Origin of the sequence: Bartonella sp. AC62GZZY (assembly GCF_042196525.1) — a bacterium.
Taxonomy (GTDB): domain Bacteria; phylum Pseudomonadota; class Alphaproteobacteria; order Rhizobiales; family Rhizobiaceae; genus Bartonella.
This window is the reverse complement of sequence record NZ_JBHIQN010000007.1, coordinates 46,215-66,266: the sequence shown is the minus strand read 5'-3', so window position 1 is coordinate 66,266 and position 20,052 is coordinate 46,215. Positions and strand designations below refer to the sequence as shown.

The window sequence follows — 20,052 nt, the reverse complement described above, 5'->3', positions numbered from 1 at the left end:
TTACCCTCTTGGAATACTGATGATTATTACAGAAGTTTTTTGTTTAAGCGGGAGAGTTATCAAAAAATATCCACGCTGCTGACACAACTAAAGTGTAAAGTTGCTTCTTTCTTTAAACAATATGCTAAAAATCCAAAAAAATTTTAATCAATTTATATTAAAAGAAGTGAAAACTGTTGATTTCTATACTCCTTTAAATAAAACAATTGTCGGTAAGAAGCTTCTCCTTACCAGTTGCAACTTAAAAAAAAGAAACAATACGCATTAAAAAATCTTTAAATGTCCTTTGAAAGTTCTTTGAGACCCCTAAAAAGTACAAAAACCGATGACTAAGCTATATCAACAATCTTTTTTTAAACAAACAGATATGGGGAAATCCTACTGCCCAATTTTATTTAGCAACTCGTACCTTAAAAAAATTACCCAATCAATAAGTTATTTACGGTATAAAATAAAATGGTGGGTGATGAGGGGATCGAACCCACGACCCGCTGATTAAGAGTCAGCTGCTCTACCGACTGAGCTAATCACCCATAAGCTTCTCAAAAGACGAGAATGAGCGTTTCTATAACGCTCCTAAGGATAGATGTCCAGATGTTTTGTTGTTTGTTATATAAACTCATTGTCTGTAAGGTTAAAAATATGATATTCACCACTTGATCTTATATAAAAATAAACCCATTATAAGAAGCTTTATAAATAAATGTTCTGATTGTTATACAGAACCTATAGTTAGAGGATTATCGAGCATAATGCCCGAGCGAAAATTAGAGGAACCTTCTTGTGGTTGTAAGCGGGATGGGGCATCATTTTGTTTTATCAACAATCACATACATTCAAGCAATATTGTGCTATTTTTTTCTTTGAATATAAGTTTTTTACATTCAATGTTCATGATCCAATATACGAATAAAAGCCTATGAATTTTTTTTGTCAATCGCGCGCTTTTAAGCTTCTAAAAGGTAAGGAATGATGGAATGGATCACTGATCCCCATGCGTGGTTTGGTTTGATCACGCTGGTTTTTCTCGAAATTGTTTTAGGAATAGATAACCTTATCTTTATTGCAATTTTAGCTGAAAAATTGCCACTGCATTTGCGTGACCGCGCACGCTTTATAGGTCTTACTTTAGCATTAATTATGCGGCTTTTCCTTCTTACCGTTATTGGATGGGTTATGAGACTCGATAGGGTAATTCTTTCACTTTCATCTTTTGTATTTAGTTGGCATAGCTTTATTTTAATCGGTGGTGGAGCCTTTTTGCTCGCAAAGGGAACGCTAGAATTACATGAAAGGTTAGAAGGAGTATCACATGAAAGAAAAACAGGTGTTGGTTATGCTGTTTTTTGGCAAGTAATCGTCCAAGTCGTGGTGCTGGATGCCGTTTTTTCACTAGACAGTATTATTACCGCAACAGGTATGATTGCAAAAGAGCAGGCAGCAGTTATGTATATCGCAGTCATAGCTGCTATGGGAGTAATGATGTGCGGATCTGGTGCTCTTATGCGTTTTATTAATCGTCATCCCACTATTGTAATCCTTTGTCTTGGTTTTTTGATGATGATTGGTTTTACTCTCATTGTTGAAGGATTTGGTTTTCATATTCCAAAAGGGTATTTGTATGCTGCTATTGGTTTTTCTGTTCTCATCGAAGCTTTTAATCAAATTGGACGTCGTAACCGTGAAAAAATGATTAAAACGAATGATCTACGCAGTAGAACAGCTGATGCTGTTTTGAGGCTCTTAGGAGGAGGAAGCAAAGATAATCACCTTGCTGAGACTGTAGATGTTATTGCTGAACAGGCCGCAGCTTCTGAGTTGTTTAGACCAGAAGAAAAGGAAATGATTCGTGGTGTTCTCGATTTAGCTGATCGCCCTGTTCGCTCTATCATGTCGCCGCGTAATGAGATTGAGTGGTTAGATTTAAATGCTGATGAAAATGAAATGCGTGAAGAATTACAAAAGTTTAAACATAGCCGCTTAATTCTTGCGCGTGAAAAAGTGGATGAATTTGTTGGCGTTGCATTGACAAAAGATCTTCTTTTGAATTTGGCTGAGGGAAAAAAGATTAATTGGAAAAAAGCTATGCGAGAACCCCTCGTTGTTCATGAAAACACAAGTGTTTTACGATTGATGGAGCAATTACGTCATTCTTCGATTCAGCTTGCAATTATTGTTGATGAGCATGGATCTTTTGAAGGAATTGCAACACCAACCGATATTCTTGAAGCTATTGCAGGAGACTTTCCTGATGACGATGAAGAACTCATGATCGCAGAACAACTTGAAAATGGCAGTCTTCTTGTTGAGGGATACGCTGATATCCGCCGTTTAAGTGGTTATCTTGGGCGTAACCTTGTGGATGAAGCAGATCGTTATACGACTCTGGCAGGCTTTATGCTTTGGCAGTTTGGTCATTTACCAAATGAGGGAGAAAGTTTTGAAACTGACGGTTTACACTTTAAAGTGATTGAAATGGAACGCAGAAACATATCTAAAATCCTTATTTCTCCGCTTGTATCACCAGAAAAAAGCTAATTCTTTTTATAAGAAAAATGAATAAAAAGATTTTTTATGATTAAAAATTGAAAAGAATAAGCAGTTGATAACTCAATTGCATTTCATTATTTTTATATTTTTTAAAGCGTAAAATAATGACATACAAAAGTTATATTATCAATGAACTTTCCATTATAAAAAATTTTCATTGATGATTGACGAAAAGCTGGAAGAGAGAAAATGGTGCAAAATTATTTGTCAATGGTCATTAATCTCAAAACAATGAATATATACAACATATTGATTTATAATAATTTTTTATTATGATATTACCTTCACATCAAGAAAGCCTCTTTCAAACATCAGATTTCCGCCAATGGATAAAATTCAACCATTGTTGAATTCACTCAACTGATGATGGCAGCTTTAAAACAGACTCTGGCTCCTATAATCTTTTTAGATCTTCTTGATATTTCTTAAGGAGCTATTCCTTATCTTTTGTTTCGATAAATGTAGCTATTTTTTTTCCTTCCAAGAATGAAACTCCACCTCTCTGGAAAACCCTTATTAAGAACTTTGTTTTTCTTCTAGATGACTCATATTTTTTGCTACTTTTTTAATTAAAGCGTAGCTGAGCTGCTTAGATTTCACTACTTCTTTGGCTAAAGCCAATGCACGTTCCAGATGAATCTGTTGGGTGTTTTCATCAAAGCCTAAATGATCCTCTGCACTGAAACTTTGATAATAAGATTGTAAGGGTGCAACATCACCCAATAAAGCCACTGCACCAATATGAAGTAAGCTATAATCTGCATCATCTACCTTGATAACCTTATGTGCCTCCAACTTCACTCTTTCGCCAAAGTGGTACTCCATATCTGGAATAAAAGCATTTATGAAGATCTATTTTTTCCATCGCCCATTTCAAGATATAATCAAGCTTAATTCCAACTAATCTGCATATATTTCTTCTTCACAAATTCTCAATCCCTTTTTATCAAAATCAAGTTGTAGATCTTGTAAATGCTGGTAATTGATAGGGATCAATTACCATGCAGGCAGCAGCTAAAATACCAGTACTAATCGAAACTCCAACATCAAATTGCCAATAATCTTTGATAATTGCGTCATTATAAAGAATTTGTACTTCACAATCTGGTAGTTGATAACGTGCGGAATAATTATCTACCTCTTTAATTTTTTCAACAGACCAATCAAGATTTTTGAAGAACACTGTTGCACTCTCCATGATTAAAAAGTTCTTTGCTCTACCTCAAAAGAGGTTGTATCCGTATCAAAGTCAAAAGCGAAGCAGATTTTTGCAAACAAAAGTGATAACGCCGTGTACGAGAAGAATCTTATCAATAAGGTCTTTGGTGATTTCTTTTGCAACGTCTAAACGAGATGGAATCTTAATTCATAAAAAAATATAATAAAGTCAATAGATTGTGTGCAATTATTTTATATAAATCCCATTTAAAATCTACACTTTTATACGTGATTTAATTAACCATCTTTCATAAACAATTACCATGTATGGATAGACCATAAAAAGCAAATCATGATGCAAATGTTATAACGCATGTAAACATTCAGATGAAGTGAAACGCAGCTATCATTTATAACAGTTCATAAATTTTATGATACGTTTTTATCACACACAAATCGCATTATTAAAAACGTAATTGTTTGAAATAATCGATAATATAAATTGCATGCGTTTAAAAAATGGTATGGGGTTTACTCTTTTTTTGAGCTAAACCTTAAAAGAAACAGTCATTTGAAACTATCATAGAATAGGTTTTAATTCATTAAGGACACATAAAAGGATTTAAAGACAAGTCGATTTTAAAGCGCTGCTTACTAAAAAGTTAGTCAATAATAAGCAGACATTATATAGATACTATCATCACAGCAGGTAATGAAATTAATAATGTTATGTCTTAGAAGTCAAAAGATTTTTAATGATATAACGCAGGCAAACAAGCAAAAAACGTTTTAAAAGTTACAGTTTAAAAATACGAAACCAAATGAAGTCCCCTCAAATTTGAGGATACTTATTAAGACAAAGATAAGTAGATAAATTTCAAAAGGATTGCAATCATATTACAAAGGCATGGGGTTTTACTCAATTTTGAGTCAAAAGCGACAATATTAAAGACTGCTCTATTCTAAAGTTAACGAGCTCGAATTTGAACTGATTAATTTTGCCAGCCCAAATATGGACCGGCTTATTTGCAGAGAAGTTACGTTTAAATGCAAAGTGAAAATACGCTTATGAGAACCTCACTAAATGAAAGTTTAAACGTTTAGAGACATAAAATGATATCTCTATAAAAACCTTTGAAACCTAGGTTTTATAACAGTTTAAAAGCCTTAGATTTTATAAAAAGTGGTTGTTTATTGTCTTCTGAAAAGCTGCTTTTAAAAACCAATGTTCGTAAATGTAAACAACGGATTTTGTTACAAATATTCACTTAATACGCACTTTCTCTTGATTGTCTTAATATGAACCTACCAAACGTTTTAAAAGAGACATTTTGATAATGTACTTTGTGTAAAATGACAACTTCAAAAATGAGAGCGTTATTCTTAATAAGTTTTATAGCCATACAAAAGTGTTTATAGGTTCTGTAATTCAAATGAGTGATTAAATATTATACCTATCATTTACGTTCCCATTGATCAGTTTTAATCAATAGAATAGAGCGTTTGCAATATGATACGTTTTGTATATATGCATTCATTATTGATTTCTTTTGTATGATCTGTAGTACCTCTATTTAAAAGCAGCGTCATATCAATTGGCACAGCTTTCTTTTATGATGCGTTTTAACCATCAAAGAAGCACCCTCCACGTCTGTCATTTATTCTGTTTATCAATCTTGATAACATCATCACTTTCATAAACCTCACAATTTATGGGAACCGAATATAAATCGCTATGTCTTTTTATTCTTGCATTGCCATATACATTACCTCTAATCACGATATAATCAGGAGATCTTGGCATTGCCATAAACAGAACCGTAGACCTTAGTATGACACCCCACGCTAGCATTGCCGTAAACCTTGCCTAACAACCGCATGATCATAAACCGCGGCAGTGTTATGAATACGTGCACTACCGGATAATTTTTCATTCCCATAAACCCGCGCATAATGATAAACTCATACGTTATAAGAAAGATGAGCATTGTCATAAACATGAACACCAAAATACACATGGGTTTTATCACATATAAGGGTATTGCCATTACACATAGCCACCAATGGCAGCATTGCCATAGCCCCTTATATTTTTATAAACACAACCAGATTTTACAACACAGACATTATCAGCAACCCAGCAATTACCATCATGAGAGAGATTGCTTTCATTTTCAATAAAAGCATCTAGATCGCCTTTTTTACATCACCAAAATCGTTTAAAGCACGAATGCGATATAAGATATATGACCAGTCACGAAATCTATTTGATTGGTCAATTCATATTTTGGGATGATTTTTTCTTATTAACAGGAGCGGTTTCATTTGCAATGGAAAAAATAACGGAGGTGTTTTTGTGATATAGTTGTCATATTCAAGCTAATAATAACATATTCATTACCTAGGAGAATACCAACTCCTACACCTGCATAAAGCGAAGAAATAATCCGCCCATTATGGCTATGCTGCATGACCATAATAGAACCTAAAACCATCATTCACCAACAGCAAAACGGATCAAAAGGACTAAGTGTTAACGCCATGGAAATAATTAAGTGCACTCATTACTATAGCTGCACAAGATAGTATGCGAGGAGCAAAAGATATAATCCCAATTACTGCCAAACGTAAAGAATATACTCCCAACTAAATAACCACCATAATTAGCGTTCGGGATATAAGAAAGTTGATTAAAGCTAAACAATCCCTCATCCAACATAACTGGCAATATTGGTGTATAGAGAAATCACCAGATACCCATATCAAAACCATATCGAATACAGTATTTTGAAACAATTCAAACCTTGATGGTTGTCTTTCCCCCTTATTACTCCTTTAACTGGTGATATTCCTCATCTGCGTTCCATATCACCATAACAGCCTTTAACTCCCAAAATAGAAAAAAAGCAAATTTAGCTATTTATTTTAATGACCAGAACAATATATTTAGCGATCTACTATCAACATCGCCAGATCAGTTGTACAATAACATATTGAATTAATATGTATTTTTATATTATAAATATTTATAGTTAAATTGAAAGCACATTTAGATAATCTTGCTTTTTTATCTCGATGTTCAAAATGACTAAGCAAAAAATTATATACGCAACTGTAAAATTTTACTTCTCTTAAAATCATTTACTTATTCGCTAAAAAACTTAATGAACAACTCAAATGACCATTTTCATAAAGAGGAAATCTGCTTTTTTTGGAGAATGTTGTTATTTAGGATGATATGAAATTGAAAAGTTTGGTGCACCCGACAGAATTCGAATCTGTGACCTCTGCCTTCGGAGGGCAGCGCTCTATCCAGCTGAGCTACGGGTGCTTAAAACCGATTATTAAAACCAGTTGTGATCTTTTAACTAATCATCCTCTTAGCTTCAATGCTAAATTACCATTCTAATAAAAAAAAATACTTGTTTGTAAATTATCTAACTATGCACCTCTTTTATTTTCCTACAATGATACTTCATCTCGAAAGAGTTTCTCTTTTTGTCTTCAACACTCGTTTTATTATTAAAAGAGCTTTTATTACAACTTCAAAACTTTCAAAAAATAAGTTACAATATGAACTGTAAGTATCAGGATAATTTCTAAATGATTACATTACCAAGTCGCTTTCATTTTGTTTCCGCAGAAACTGAGGAAGCTCTCAAAGCTACCCATAAATTAATTTCCGTTTATGGTCATTCTTCTCTGGAAGAAACTGATATTGTTGTTGCAATCGGTGGTGATGGGACAATGTTACAAACCGTACGGGACGTCATGAATACAGGCAAACCCATTTATGGCATGAATCAAGGTTCTGTAGGATTTCTTATGAATGAATTTCATGAAAAAAAATTACCTAATCGTATTGCTGTCGCTCATAGAAAAGAAATCCATCCCCTGCGCATGATTGCAAAAGCTGAATGTCAAGAATCTATCGAAGCTCTTGCAATTAATGAAGTATCTCTCTTTCGACAATCTTATCAAGCAGCAAAAATTCGTATCACCATTGATAACAACGTGCGCATGGAACAATTAAATTGTGATGGAGTCCTCGTCGCTACACCGGCAGGATCAACCGCTTATAATTTATCAGCACAAGGACCTATTTTACCCCTTATGGCCCCCCTTATGGCTCTTACTCCCGTTAGTCCTTTTCGTCCTCGGCGTTGGCATGGAGCATTGCTTCCCAATACAGTAACAGTGCGCTTTGATATGCTTGAACCTGACAAACGCCCTGTTAACGCTGCTGCTGATAATGTTGAAGTTAAATCTGTCCATTCAGTTACTATTTCAATGGCAACAGAAGTAACAGCTTCAATCCTTTTTGACTCAAATCATTCATGGGATGAACGCATTTTATCAGAACAATTTCGCTATTAATGATTGTATTGTGCGTTTTATGTGTATATGGTTGTTATAGTTAGTTTTTTTGTGAAAGCATCTTAAAACTCTTTAAGAGTGGGGGATATTGGTTATACTCATCATTTAGATAGCAAAATTAAAATCACAGAGCAATTGATAAAAAAATGATACCATCTTTAAACAGTTTTGATGATTTAGGTCTTTCCGCAAAGGTTGTTAACGCTGTAAAATCAGCGGGATATACAACTCCAACACCTATTCAAAGTGAAACAATTCCTCACGTCCTTCAAAGAAAAGACGTTCTAGGAATCGCTCAAACGGGAACGGGTAAAACCGCCTCTTTCGTATTGCCTATGCTCACTCTCCTTGAAAAAGGTCGTGCAAGAGCACGAATGCCCCGTACGCTCATCTTAGAACCAACAAGAGAAATTGCAGCTCAAGTTGAAGAAAATTTCGATAAATACGGAATAAATCATCGTTTAAATGTTGCTCTTTTGATTGGTGGGGTATCTTTTGAACTCCAAGATCGCAAACTTGAACGAGGAGCTGATGTTCTTATAGCAACACCAGGGCGCCTTCTTGATCATTTCGAGCGCGGTAAATTGCTCCTGATGGGCGTTGAAATCCTTGTTATTGATGAAGCTGATCGCATGTTGGACATGGGCTTTATTCCTGATATCGAACGCATCTGTAAACTAACACCTTTTACACGTCAAACTTTGTTCTTTTCTGCAACAATGGCACCAGAAATTACAAAACTAACGAAACAATTTTTACATTCTCCAGTATCTGTTGAAGTTACAAAAGCTTCCTCAACAGCAACCACAATTACACAACGGCTTGTTAAATCTGGAAATAAATCATGGGACAAAAGAGCAGTTTTACGAGAACTTATCCAAAATGAAGGTGCCGAGCTTCAAAATGCTATTATTTTCTGTAATCGCAAGAGGGATATCTCTGAACTTCTTAGATCACTCATTAAACATAACTTTAATGTAGGTGCATTGCATGGGGATATGGACCAATATTCACGTATGAACACCCTAGCCGATTTTAAAAATAATAAACTTACACTTCTGGTTGCTTCTGATGTTGCAGCCCGTGGTCTCGATATTCCAGCCGTAAGCCACGTATTTAACTATGATGTTCCTACACATGCTGAAGACTATATCCATCGAATTGGTCGTACAGGGCGTGCAAATCGTAGCGGAAAAGCTTTTACAATTGTCACAAAAGCTGATCAAAAATATATCAATGCCATTGAGGAAATGAGTAATGAAAAAATTGAATGGCTCAATGGAGATCTCTCAACTTTAATAGCCGATGATCAAACAGAAGATATTGTTGTAAAGAAAAAGTCTTCAAAATCATCAAAGAAAACTGCTCCTAAAGAGCCTGTTGCTCACACTAAAAAATCTGTAGAAGAGAATAAAACAGAATATATCAAAAACGCAAATAATAAGGAGAAGCCATCTGAGCAACAACGCTCACGAAAAAATAAGAATTACACGCCCCTTGGATTTGGTGATGATATTCCTGCATTCATGCTCATAAAAACGCGTAGATAGACTCGTCCTTTACTCTCTGTAAGCATAAAGTAAATAAAAGACGCCTTTTAAAAGTTTCTCTTATTTCTTAGAGAGCCTTTCTATTACCTTTTCACGCCCTAAGAGCTGCAAAAGCTTTCCCATTTCAGGTCCATGATCCATGCCCGTAAGTGCTTGACGTAATGGCATAAATAAAGATTTTCCTTTCCGACCTGTTTTTTCTTTTAATGCTGTTGTCCAAATTTTCCAACTTTCCTCATTCAAAGCACCTTCAGGTAAGAAATCGAGTGATTGACTTACAAATGCACGATCCTCTAGTGCTACTGTATCAAAATTTTGTTCATCATGAATGATTTTCCACCACAAAACAGCATCTTTGACTTTATCAATATTGCGTCTTATCGCGTTCCAGAAATATTCCACCTTATCTCCCTCAATAGAAAGTTTTTTAAGGCGTGTTTTAACTTCCTCATAGGGTAGTTCATGGACAAGATGGCTATTCAAAGTACAAAGATCAGTAATATCAAATTTTGCAACGGATCTTGACGTATCTTGGAGATTAAAATGTTCTAAAAGCGCAGCTTGATTGGGATAGGGATGCACATTTTGCGATGTCCCAATCAAAACGGCAAGGCATTGAACAGCTATAGATTCAAATCCTTCTTCCCGTAGAGAACGAATAGAAAGATCATTATTACGTTTTGAAAATCCTTTTCCTAAAACTGTCGCCAATAAATTGGTATGAGCAAAAACCGGTAATTCTGCATTAAGGGCTTTAAAAATAGCAATTTGAGCGCCTGTATTTGTAATATGATCATCGCCACGAATAATATGCGTAATAGCCATATCTACATCATCAACAATAGACGGCAATGTATAAAGATAGCTTCCATCTTCACGAATAAGAACAGGATCTGAAAGAGAAGCCAAATCAATCGTCTGCTTCCCCTTTATCGCATCATTCCAGCAAACTTCTGTTCGCTTTGTTTGCAAAGGATCACTTTCAAAATTAGGAAGAAGAAAACGCCAATGGGGTTTACGACCTTGAGATTCAAAGTTTTTTTTCTCTTCTGCCGTCAATTTTAATGCTGCACGGTTATAAATAGGAGGCAATTTGCGTGAAAGCTGAATTTTACGACGCCGCTCTAATTCTTCTGCAGTCTCATAACAGGGATAAAGAAGCCCGCGTTGTTTGAGAATTTCCGCAACTTCATCATATCGATTAAATCGCTTAGATTGATAATAAATTGAATCTGGTTGAATACCAAGCCATTCAAGGTCAACAGCAATAGCATCAATATATTCTTGTTTAGAACGTTCAACATCTGTATCATCATAGCGCAAAATAAATTCTCCCTTATACGCTTGCGCATAAAGCCAATTGAAAAGTGCAATACGGATATTGCCAATATGAATATAACCTGTTGGAGAGGGAGCAAAACGAACTTTAACCATAAAATAATACTCAATTTTTATCACGAAAATGATTGACTATGGGATAGCGACGATCGCGTCCGAAATTCTTGTAACTGATTTTTACACCGGGTGCAGATTGTCGTCTTTTATATTCGGCACCATAAAGAAGCTGTTCAACTTTCTCAACAGTTTCTCGTGAATGCCCACGTTTAACAATATCACAAATACTCATGTCATTTTCTACAAGAGATTGTAATATATCATCTAAAATAGGATAAGGGGGAAGAGAATCTTCATCTTTTTGATTTTCTCGCAGTTCTGCAGAAGGCACTTTTTCTATAATATTGGATGAAATGACAATTCCTTCTGGTCCTCTCAAATTGTGCAAGTGATTTTTATTGCGCCATTCAGCTAATGCGTAAACCTGCATTTTATAAATATCTTTAAGAGGATTAAATCCGCCATTCATATCCCCATATAGTGTTGCATATCCTACAGCCATTTCTGACTTATTGCCTGTCGTTACCACCATTGATCCGAATTTATTCGAAAGAGCCATCAAAAGTGTACCGCGTATGCGACTTTGAAGATTTTCTTCTGTTACATCAGAGGGTAACCCTGAAAAAATAGGTGCCATTGTCTTTAAAAAAGCCTCAACAGGTTGTGCAATCGGTATGATTTCATAATGACATCCTAAAAGATCAGCACATTCTTTGGCATCTTTCAATGATTCTTGCGAAGTGAAATGATAAGGCATCATAATGGTGCGAACCCTCTCAGCACCAAGAGCATCCACCGCCATTGCCGCACACAGGGCTGAATCAATTCCTCCTGAAAGACCAAGAATAACATCCTTAAAGCCGTTTTTATTAACGTAATCTTTCAAGCCTAAAACACAAGCTTGATAATCGGCTGCTAATCCATTGAGAAGATTTTCATTAGGACCTAAAACACAGTTCCATCCCGTCGTTGTTCGTTGCCAATGGCTCAAAGCTATCTGCCTTTCAAAGTGTTTCATTTGAAACACTTTTTTGCCTTGCCCATTTAAGGCAAAAGACCCGCCATCAAAAACGAGCTCATCTTGACCACCAACTTGATTAGCATAAATAATTGGTACCCCAGATCGTAGAGCTTGCGTATGAACAACATCTATACGTTTTAAAGTTTTATTACGATAGTAGGGAGATCCGTTAAGGACGAGAATAATTTCCACTCCTTTATCTTTAAGCTCTGTACTCAGAGAGAAATCATTCCATAGATCCTCACAAATGACTATTCCTAATTTGATTCCATGATAAACAATAGGCTCAGGACGTGGACCTGAAGAAAATAAACGCTTTTCATCAAATTCGGCATAATTAGGTAAATCAAACTTTAAGCTTTCAGCAATAACTCGCCCTTCATCAAGAAGCATGAGACCGTTATAAACATTGCCATTACGCCTTAATGGAAGACCAATGACAACTCCTGGTCCGCCTACGGTTATTTTTGCTAAATTTTTAACAGCCTCTTCACATGTTTTTGTAAAAGCAGATTTTAGAACAAGATCTTCTGGTGGATAAGCGCTTATAAAAAGCTCCGATAATAAAACAATGTCAGCTCCCTCTTCTTTAGCCTTTTGATGTGCCATAACAGCTAGAGAAAAATTCCCCTCAATATCACCGACAATAGGATTTAATTGGGCAATTGCTACCCGAAAATCATTTTTCATAAGTCTTTTTATCACTTCATCAGTTTGGCAACCACAACTTTATTTTTAATCATCGGAAATATCGCTTTTTTAAAAATTCTCTTCTGTCATATGACCTAAAACAAAAATTTTAGGCAAATTTTTGCTATCCACCAGCGGCAATTGCTAACGGGTCAGTGGCACGATTTTTTTTAAGGAGTTCCGCAACAAGAAACGCCAATTCTAACGATTGATCTGCATTTAATCGTGGATCACATTGCGTATGATAACGATCAGACAAATCGTCCACAGAAATAGCATGTGCCCCACCGGTACATTCAGTGACATCACGACCTGTCATCTCAATATGAATGCCTCCTGGATAAGTTCCCTCTCCATGATGCACAGCAAAAAAATTCTCGACTTCTTTTAAAACATAATCAAAGGGACGCGTTTTATAACCACTAACAGTAATTGTATTGCCATGCATTGGATCACATGACCATATAACCGCACGCTTCTCGCGTTCAACGGCGCGGATGAGTTTAGGTAGATAACTTTCAACCTTATCATAACCAAAGCGCGTAATAAGGGTAAGCCGACCTGGCTCGTTTTCAGGATTTAGAATATCAATTAATCTTAAAAGCTCATCAGGCTCAATGGAAGGGCCACACTTTAATCCTATAGGATTTTTGATACCACGACAATATTCAACGTGAGCATGGTCAATCTGACGTGTACGGTCTCCAATCCATAACATATGGCCAGATGTTGCATACCAATTTCCTGAAGTTGAATCAATTCGCGTCAAAGCCTCTTCATAACCAAGTAAAAGTGCTTCATGACTGGTATAAAAAGATGTTTCACGCAATGAAGAATGCGTTTTGGATGTAATCCCTATAGAACGCATAAAATCAATTGCTTCAGAAATACGCTCTGCCAATAATTCATAACGTTCCCCCTGCGGACTGTTAGAAACAAAACTCAACATCCATGTGTGAACATTTTCTAAATCAGCATAGCCACCTTGTGAAAAAGCACGCAAGAGATTAAGTGTTGCCGCAGATTGGCGATAAGCCATGGACATCCGTTGCGGATCCGGAATACGAGAATCGGCTCTAAATTCAATGCCATTAATAATATCCCCCCGATAAGCAGGAAGATCAATCCCTTCTTTACTTTCGATATCAGAAGAGCGTGGCTTTGCAAATTGACCAGCAATACGACCAATTTTAACAACAGGCTTAAAACTACCAAAGGTTAAAACAATCGCCATTTGCAAAAATACACGAAAAAAATCACGAATATTATCAGCTTCATGTTCTGCAAAGCTTTCGGCACAATCACCACCTTGCAATAAAAAAGCTTGGCCTTTCGCAACGGCTGCTAATTCATTTTTTAAATCACGTGCTTCACCGGCAAAAACTAAAGGAGGATAGCTTCTCAGTTTTCGTTCAACATTTTCTAACATAGACTTATCCGGATAAGTCGGAACTTGTTTAATTGGCCTTTCTCTCCAAGAGTCAGGCACCCATTCTTTTATCATTATACTCTCTCTAAAGACTAAACTTACAAAACTTACAGCTTGGCATATCAAAAACTTTTCACCAAAATATATGCTGTTTAACTTTCTATTTTCTTCCCATTTTCATATATATAACTTGGTTTATACATCGTTACCAATTCTTCTGCCATCGTTGGATGCACTGCCATCGTTTCATCAAAGATATCCTTCGTTAGCTTACCCTTGAGAGATATCCCTATAAGCTGTGCCATTTCACCAGCATTTTCCCCTAAAATATGAGCGCCCACAACAATACGGCTTTCACCATCAACAATGAGTTTCATAAGCATTTTCTCTGAAATACCAGAAAGAATATTACGCATAGGACGAAAAACTGTACGATAAATTTCAAGACGCTTATAACGCTTTACCGCCTCCTCTTCTGAAAGACCAACCGTTCCAATCTCTGGTTGAGAAAAAACTGCCGTTGTAATTAAATCATAATCAGGTGTTGTGGGAATATTCTCAAATGCTGTCTTAACAAAACACATTGCATCATGAATCGCAACGGGTGTTAATTGAATATGACCTGTTACATCACCAACAGCCCAAATATGGGGGATATTTGTTGTCATTTTCTCATCAACAACAACTGCACCAAATTCATTAACTTCTATACCTACTCTCTCAAGTCCTAAACCAGCAGTATTGGGCATCCGTCCCGTAGCTAACAGAACTTGGTCAGTGCTGATCGTTTGCCCATTTGATAAAACAATATCATAACAGTTTTCGGCAGCCTGTACTTTAGAAATTGTTATGCCATAGAGAATAGAAATCCCTTTTTCAATCATTGCATCGCTGAGCAATTGCCGCAAATCATGATCAAAATTACGAAGGATTAAATCACCGCGATGAAGGAGTATTGTTTTTACACCTAATTCATGAAAAATATTAGCAAATTCAACACCAATATACCCTCCACCAACAATCACTATTGATTTTGGGAGTTGATTAAGGTCAAAAATCTCATTAGAAGTAAGGCAAAATTCACCGCCTTCTATGGACGTATTTGGTGCAAGTTTTGCCCCTGTTGCAATCAAAATTTTTTCTGCACTTACCCGCTCACCCGTGGCAGAAAGCTCTAATGTGTGATCATCTATAAAAGTAGCACGACTTTCATAAATATGCACATTGTTATTTTCTAATCCCTTACGATACAGGCCTTCTAACCTTGATATTTCTTTATTTTTAGCTGCAACCAACTTTTCCCAGCTAAAAATTGGATCCGCATATTCCCACCCAAAACCAACACTTTTCTTAAATTCTCTTACATATTGTGATGCATAAACATAAAGTTTTTTGGGAACGCAACCACGAATAACACAAGTGCCCCCTATACGATATTCCTCTGCTATAGCTACCCGCTTGCCAAGACCTCCAGCAAGCCGTGCTGCACGCACTCCACCAGAACCACTTCCAATAACAAATAAATCAAAATCAAAAGAACCCACGAACTAATCCTTCTCATATATCTACAAACAATAGGCTAAGATCATTTATTATCAAATAAAAGTCTTTTTTCTTTTGAAGAAGCATTTTAAGCAATATTCTTAAAGGGTTTATTCTTATTAAAATATTTAAAACGGCGGGAAAACCGCCGCTATTAAAAAAATCAGAAATTGCCCATTGTTGTTATAATATCAATCAAGTTATTTTTTATTTTCTGAAGATTCTGATTTTATAGGCATATTTGTAGGCATAGTAGAATTATTCAAATTAAGTGTTTCAGACATCTCTTTTTTCACATTTTCTACAAGATCCCGCATAAGAGCAGTACGCCATATATCAAATGCTGAATAAGAATCACGTGCAATATTGGGGACTTCTGTCAAAAACTTTTTACCGGTGTCAGAATTATAAAATGCTGTAATGGCATCAAGCTCTTTTTGAGTAAAATATTTTGCATACACATGAGCAATCTCTTTTTCTAGATCAGAGCGCCTTTTAACTAAAGCAAGCGCTTGTTTATCAACAATATCAGAAATAGCTGTTGCCAAATTCGGATCATCACTGATTAGTTCATTTTTGAAATCATGGACTGCATTTGGTAAAAAGCTATCAAATTGATCCGTTGCATGAATGGATCTGATCGCCTTTCGCGCTGAATCTAAATGTTGATCACTCACACCTTGTGCATAAACCATTCCAACATTCACAACAAAAATAGCAATTGCACTAAAATATACGACAAAACGCTGAAAAGAAAATATTACTTTCATTTAATGATTACCCCGATCGCTAATTATAATTTTAATTCGTTATTCTACCTAAAATCTTTAAGACCCTTTTTTACTGTGCTAACATATCATCATGTAAATGCCTTTTCTAAAAATCAAACGGTTCTAAAACTTTTATTTGCCCATCAGCCATAGCGACAATTGCACGTGAAGCCAACCCCAAAAAAAGGCCATGCTCAACAACACCAGGAATAGCAAGAAGTGCATCCGATAATGGTTTTGGTTGCAAAATGCAGCCCCAAAATGCATCAAGAATAAAATGGCCACCATCTGTTTCAAAAGGATTTTTTCCATTCATTCGCAATGCAATTTTTCCAGAAAGCCCTAAATCATCAGCAACTTTTTCGATGGCTTTGCGTGTTGTATGGATACCAAATGAATTAACTTCAATCGGTAGTGCAAAAGCACCAAGTCTTTTTACTATCTTTGTTTCATCAGCAATGACAAGCATTTCACGGGATGCCGATGCCACAATTTTTTCATACAACAATGCTCCCCCTCCCCCTTTAATGAGCATCATCTGAGGACCAATTTCATCTGCTCCATCAATATCAAGATCCAATTCAGGTATTTCTTCTAAAGTGCTAACAGGAACTCCAAACTTACGACAGAGCTGTTCAGAATGTCGTGAGGTAGCAACACCAGTCACACGTAGACCATCAGCAACACGCTCACCAAGAAGACGAATAAACTCATTGACTGTCGAACCAGATCCGATACCAAGCCGCATACCATCTTCAATAAATTCAAGCGCTCTAACAGCTGCCATTTTTTTTAACTGCTGAACATTCATGAATGACTTTGCCTTCTATCCGTATAAGCAACACTTATCACCCCTATTACCACCGATAATAATGATAATAAAAGATAACCTCTTGACGCAATCTATTTAAATTGACCATCGCTTTTGCTTGAAGAGATGTTACTCGTTATAGAAATATATGATAAGAATAAAATAGAATAATCAACAATTATCTTTTTTATTTCTTTGAGAAGATTTGTTAGCATTTTTCTCATTCAATAAGAATTTTTGATTTATCTTGTTCTATCAATAGGATGCACAAAGATGCACATAGCAATTTTTTTGAAAAAATTAAAATGATCAGATATAAAAATCATCTATTTCTAGAAAACTGTAGATTATTATTTCGTTTCAATGACATTGATAAATTTACCAATCTAAATACCGCAAAATATTATCAGAAAAGTCTTCTATTCTTTTCTGTTTTGTCATCGTCCAGATATGAAGAAAAATGCGATTTAATTATATATTTTTTTGTGCATACCGTCTATGCATATTCCATGGTCTATGAAACCCTAGAGAAGACCAAATAATATCCCCACTTTTGGTCATCATCACGCTTCCTCGTGATAACAATTGTTGAGGGGTAAATATTATTTTTGCCTTCTTGTGACATACTGGATTATGCATCGCAATTGTAAATGTCTGAATGAGAATATCTGCCTCTACGCATTGATCTGTTTCTCTGTGTAAAACGATCACTTTTAATCCATTATCCAATAAGGATGAACAGACATGACGATCACAAATAAATTGTCCGTGCAATGAAGGCCCATACTTTGTTGGTTTAATCATTTCATTCACACGGAATGACTTTTTCCATATGGATGACGTTAATTTAGAAATATGGTAACGATCAATATATAATTTTTTATCATGGATAACACCCACCAGACGCATATTATCTGCAATCATCAGCTGTATAGGTGAATGCATCACACAAATACAAATACCAACCAAAATAAAAAAACTAAAAAAGAGCCTGATAGGTGTTTTGCAAAAAGTCAATCCAACCAAGCCTATACTCAGTAAGATCAACGCAGATAACGGCATAAAACCAGGATTCAAATCAGGAGAAATAGCCTTGATAGCATGTGCAATCTTTATTACAAGATCAACTCCAAACCCCATAATTTGAAGAGGAAGCCATTCGAATCCTCCTAACATTGCAAGAACTGCGATTAATCCAAAGGGAATGACAAAAATTGAGATGACAGGCAAAGCAAAAGCATTACTGATAATGCTCAAAGATGCCATATTAGAAAAATGATAAGCAGCATAAATTCCACTTGCACTCCCTGCAACAAAGGAAGAAGCACACGTTGAAAGAATCGATAAGAAAAAAAAATTCATCACTCCTCCTCCAACATAAGAGGGAGTTGTTTTTCTTTTACGAAAAAATGATCTTCCACTCCACCAATCAAAAAAAGCGATCAAAGCAGCAGTCGCAGAAAAGGACATTTGAAAGCTAGGACCTAATATTTCATGGGGTGTCATCGCCAGAGTTATCAACCCTGCAATGGAAAAATTGCGCATTGTTATAGCAGAGCGATTACACAATATAGCAACCAACATAACAGCAATCATCACAAAACTTCTTTGCGCTGATATTGCTAAGCCCGACAATAACAAATAAAAAGCTGTTATCATAAACGCAACGATAGCAGCAAACTTTTTACTGGAATAATAGGAAGAAAAAACTGGAAAAAATGCTAAAAAACTACGGATACTCAAAAGAACTATGCCGCTTAACAACGCCATATGTAAACCTGATATTGATAAAATATGGGCTAATCCAGCTGTACGTAATGCTTCATTTGTCTCATTTGAAATACCAGCACGCTGCCCTGTTATGAGGGCAGCTGCAACACTCCCCTTTTCTCCTTCAAGGGCTATACGGATTCTTTGTGTCATCTTCGTGCGTAAATTTTCAATTTTCTGTAGAATGATAGCGAATATCCCATCAGGCTGAGAAACGGATATTTTTCTTGGTTTTCCTAAATAAACGCCTTGTGCCCCAATTCTTTTAAAGTAATTATGAAAACTAAAATCGTAGCCTCCTGGACGCACCGGCCCAGAGAATGCACGCATCTTCACTTTTCCATGCAGTCCATCACCAATCGCTAAGCCAGATGGCAAATATTTTGCCGATAAACGAACACGATGAAGACTATGGCGTAATATGGGCTTTTCTGTACTCAAAATATCCAAAACTAAACGAAATCCTCCTTTGGCACCTAACTCAATAGAAACAATTCTTCCCGTCAATGTAGTGACAATGTCACTGCCTAACATGGGTGTTGCAATACGCCACGTTTCTATTTTTGCCGCTAAAGTACCCAATATAATACAAAACAGAAATCCCACGGGAATCCATATTTTTGGATAAAAACGTGCACCATAGAATATTCCCAGAAAAATACTGACCAATGCCCCCAATTGTCCCCAACTTGGTTCCCACTCTAAATGAAAATAGAAAATGATTCCTAGGGCAAAAAAGACTAAAATCAGCGAAAAAAGGATACCAAAAGCAACCTCTTTATTAATACAATCTTCTAACCATTTGCGAAAAAAAATGATTACTTCTTTTAAGAGTGTCAATAAAAAAAGTTTTTGTTGGTTATAGCTACCGTTCTTTGCATCATCATATCTAGAAAAAACACTCTGCCCTATCTGACATGGCTTTTTTCTTTCTGTAACAGATTTTTCGGATAAACCCTCTTTACTTTTATAAAACATCAGTCCCCCAC

Annotated in this window: 14 protein-coding genes and 2 tRNA genes; 3 read left to right on the top strand and 13 right to left on the bottom strand. The window is 35.9% G+C overall.

The window, feature by feature from the left end:
• Positions 1 to 457: 457 nt before the first annotated feature.
• Positions 458 to 533, bottom strand: a tRNA-Lys gene (locus ACFIML_RS05920).
• 436 nt (positions 534 to 969) lie between these two features.
• On the opposite strand from ACFIML_RS05920, the gene ACFIML_RS05915 reads away from it, so the two are divergent.
• Positions 970 to 2,538, top strand: coding sequence for a TerC family protein (locus ACFIML_RS05915; protein WP_375607186.1), 1,569 nt, complete (start codon positions 970 to 972; stop codon positions 2,536 to 2,538).
• A gap of 528 nt (positions 2,539 to 3,066) precedes the next feature.
• Here the strand turns inward: ACFIML_RS05915 and ACFIML_RS05910 are convergent.
• From ACFIML_RS05910 to ACFIML_RS05890, 5 genes are all read right to left on the bottom strand, one after another.
• Complete coding sequence (locus ACFIML_RS05910; RefSeq protein WP_375687610.1) at positions 3,067 to 3,375, bottom strand: DUF6990 domain-containing protein; 309 nt, start codon at positions 3,373 to 3,375, stop codon at positions 3,067 to 3,069.
• A gap of 127 nt (positions 3,376 to 3,502) precedes the next feature.
• On the bottom strand, positions 3,503 to 3,748 hold the full coding sequence (locus ACFIML_RS05905; protein WP_375607188.1) for a hypothetical protein: 246 nt from the start codon (positions 3,746 to 3,748) through the stop codon (positions 3,503 to 3,505).
• A gap of 2,281 nt (positions 3,749 to 6,029) precedes the next feature.
• Complete coding sequence (locus ACFIML_RS05900) at positions 6,030 to 6,179, bottom strand: hypothetical protein (protein WP_375687624.1); 150 nt, start codon at positions 6,177 to 6,179, stop codon at positions 6,030 to 6,032.
• An 80-nt stretch (positions 6,180 to 6,259) separates the two neighbouring features.
• Positions 6,260 to 6,427, bottom strand: a complete 168-nt coding sequence (locus tag ACFIML_RS05895) for a YbfB/YjiJ family MFS transporter (protein WP_375607190.1) — start codon at positions 6,425 to 6,427, stop codon at positions 6,260 to 6,262.
• A 535-nt stretch (positions 6,428 to 6,962) separates the two neighbouring features.
• Positions 6,963 to 7,039 (bottom strand) — tRNA-Arg (locus ACFIML_RS05890).
• A 272-nt stretch (positions 7,040 to 7,311) separates the two neighbouring features.
• Here ACFIML_RS05890 and ACFIML_RS05885 point away from each other — a divergent pair.
• Together ACFIML_RS05885 and ACFIML_RS05880 are read left to right on the top strand one after the other, a co-directional pair.
• Entirely contained in the window at positions 7,312 to 8,085 is a 774-nt protein-coding gene (locus tag ACFIML_RS05885) for an NAD kinase (RefSeq protein WP_375608554.1), read from the top strand.
• Positions 8,086 to 8,231: 146 nt separating this feature from the next.
• Positions 8,232 to 9,635, top strand: coding sequence for a DEAD/DEAH box helicase (locus tag ACFIML_RS05880; RefSeq protein ID WP_375607192.1), 1,404 nt, complete (start codon positions 8,232 to 8,234; stop codon positions 9,633 to 9,635).
• Positions 9,636 to 9,695: 60 nt separating this feature from the next.
• Here ACFIML_RS05880 and gltX read toward each other — a convergent pair whose 3' ends face one another.
• The 7 genes from gltX to ACFIML_RS05845 form a co-directional block, all read right to left on the bottom strand.
• On the bottom strand, positions 9,696 to 11,069 hold the full coding sequence (gene gltX / locus ACFIML_RS05875; RefSeq protein ID WP_375687608.1) for a glutamate--tRNA ligase: 1,374 nt from the start codon (positions 11,067 to 11,069) through the stop codon (positions 9,696 to 9,698).
• A gap of 10 nt (positions 11,070 to 11,079) precedes the next feature.
• Entirely contained in the window at positions 11,080 to 12,741 is a 1,662-nt protein-coding gene (locus ACFIML_RS05870) for an NAD+ synthase (protein ID WP_375686667.1), read from the bottom strand.
• A 124-nt stretch (positions 12,742 to 12,865) separates the two neighbouring features.
• On the bottom strand, positions 12,866 to 14,245 hold the full coding sequence (locus ACFIML_RS05865) for a class II 3-deoxy-7-phosphoheptulonate synthase (protein WP_375686666.1): 1,380 nt from the start codon (positions 14,243 to 14,245) through the stop codon (positions 12,866 to 12,868).
• Between the two features lie 77 nt (positions 14,246 to 14,322).
• Positions 14,323 to 15,714 (bottom strand): glutathione-disulfide reductase, encoded by a 1,392-nt coding sequence (gene gor / locus ACFIML_RS05860; RefSeq protein ID WP_375607196.1) that lies wholly within the window; start codon positions 15,712 to 15,714, stop codon positions 14,323 to 14,325.
• A 198-nt stretch (positions 15,715 to 15,912) separates the two neighbouring features.
• Complete coding sequence (locus ACFIML_RS05855) at positions 15,913 to 16,482, bottom strand: DUF2059 domain-containing protein (protein ID WP_375614678.1); 570 nt, start codon at positions 16,480 to 16,482, stop codon at positions 15,913 to 15,915.
• Between the two features lie 106 nt (positions 16,483 to 16,588).
• Complete coding sequence (gene rpiA, locus ACFIML_RS05850; protein ID WP_375607198.1) at positions 16,589 to 17,293, bottom strand: ribose-5-phosphate isomerase RpiA; 705 nt, start codon at positions 17,291 to 17,293, stop codon at positions 16,589 to 16,591.
• A 471-nt stretch (positions 17,294 to 17,764) separates the two neighbouring features.
• On the bottom strand, positions 17,765 to 20,041 hold the full coding sequence (locus ACFIML_RS05845) for a ComEC/Rec2 family competence protein (protein WP_375687606.1): 2,277 nt from the start codon (positions 20,039 to 20,041) through the stop codon (positions 17,765 to 17,767).
• Positions 20,042 to 20,052 lie beyond the last annotated feature (11 nt).

Excerpts from the sequence above, each read along its gene's own strand:
- ACFIML_RS05915 (WP_375607186.1), top strand. The coding sequence starts at position 970 with ATGATGGAATGGATCACTGATCCCCATGCGTGGTTTGGTTTGATCACG.
- ACFIML_RS05910 (WP_375687610.1), bottom strand. The coding sequence starts at position 3,375 with ATGGAGTACCACTTTGGCGAAAGAGTGAAGTTGGAGGCACATAAGGTT.
- ACFIML_RS05905 (WP_375607188.1), bottom strand. The coding sequence starts at position 3,748 with ATGGAGAGTGCAACAGTGTTCTTCAAAAATCTTGATTGGTCTGTTGAA.
- ACFIML_RS05900 (WP_375687624.1), bottom strand. The coding sequence starts at position 6,179 with ATGCAGCATAGCCATAATGGGCGGATTATTTCTTCGCTTTATGCAGGT.
- ACFIML_RS05895 (WP_375607190.1), bottom strand. The coding sequence starts at position 6,427 with ATGTTGGATGAGGGATTGTTTAGCTTTAATCAACTTTCTTATATCCCG.
- ACFIML_RS05885 (WP_375608554.1), top strand. The coding sequence starts at position 7,312 with ATGATTACATTACCAAGTCGCTTTCATTTTGTTTCCGCAGAAACTGAG.
- ACFIML_RS05880 (WP_375607192.1), top strand. The coding sequence starts at position 8,232 with ATGATACCATCTTTAAACAGTTTTGATGATTTAGGTCTTTCCGCAAAG.
- gltX (WP_375687608.1), bottom strand. The coding sequence starts at position 11,069 with ATGGTTAAAGTTCGTTTTGCTCCCTCTCCAACAGGTTATATTCATATT.
- ACFIML_RS05870 (WP_375686667.1), bottom strand. The coding sequence starts at position 12,741 with ATGAAAAATGATTTTCGGGTAGCAATTGCCCAATTAAATCCTATTGTC.
- ACFIML_RS05865 (WP_375686666.1), bottom strand. The coding sequence starts at position 14,245 with ATGATAAAAGAATGGGTGCCTGACTCTTGGAGAGAAAGGCCAATTAAA.
- ACFIML_RS05855 (WP_375614678.1), bottom strand. The coding sequence starts at position 16,482 with ATGAAAGTAATATTTTCTTTTCAGCGTTTTGTCGTATATTTTAGTGCA.
- rpiA (WP_375607198.1), bottom strand. The coding sequence starts at position 17,293 with ATGAATGTTCAGCAGTTAAAAAAAATGGCAGCTGTTAGAGCGCTTGAA.
- ACFIML_RS05845 (WP_375687606.1), bottom strand. The coding sequence starts at position 20,041 with ATGTTTTATAAAAGTAAAGAGGGTTTATCCGAAAAATCTGTTACAGAA.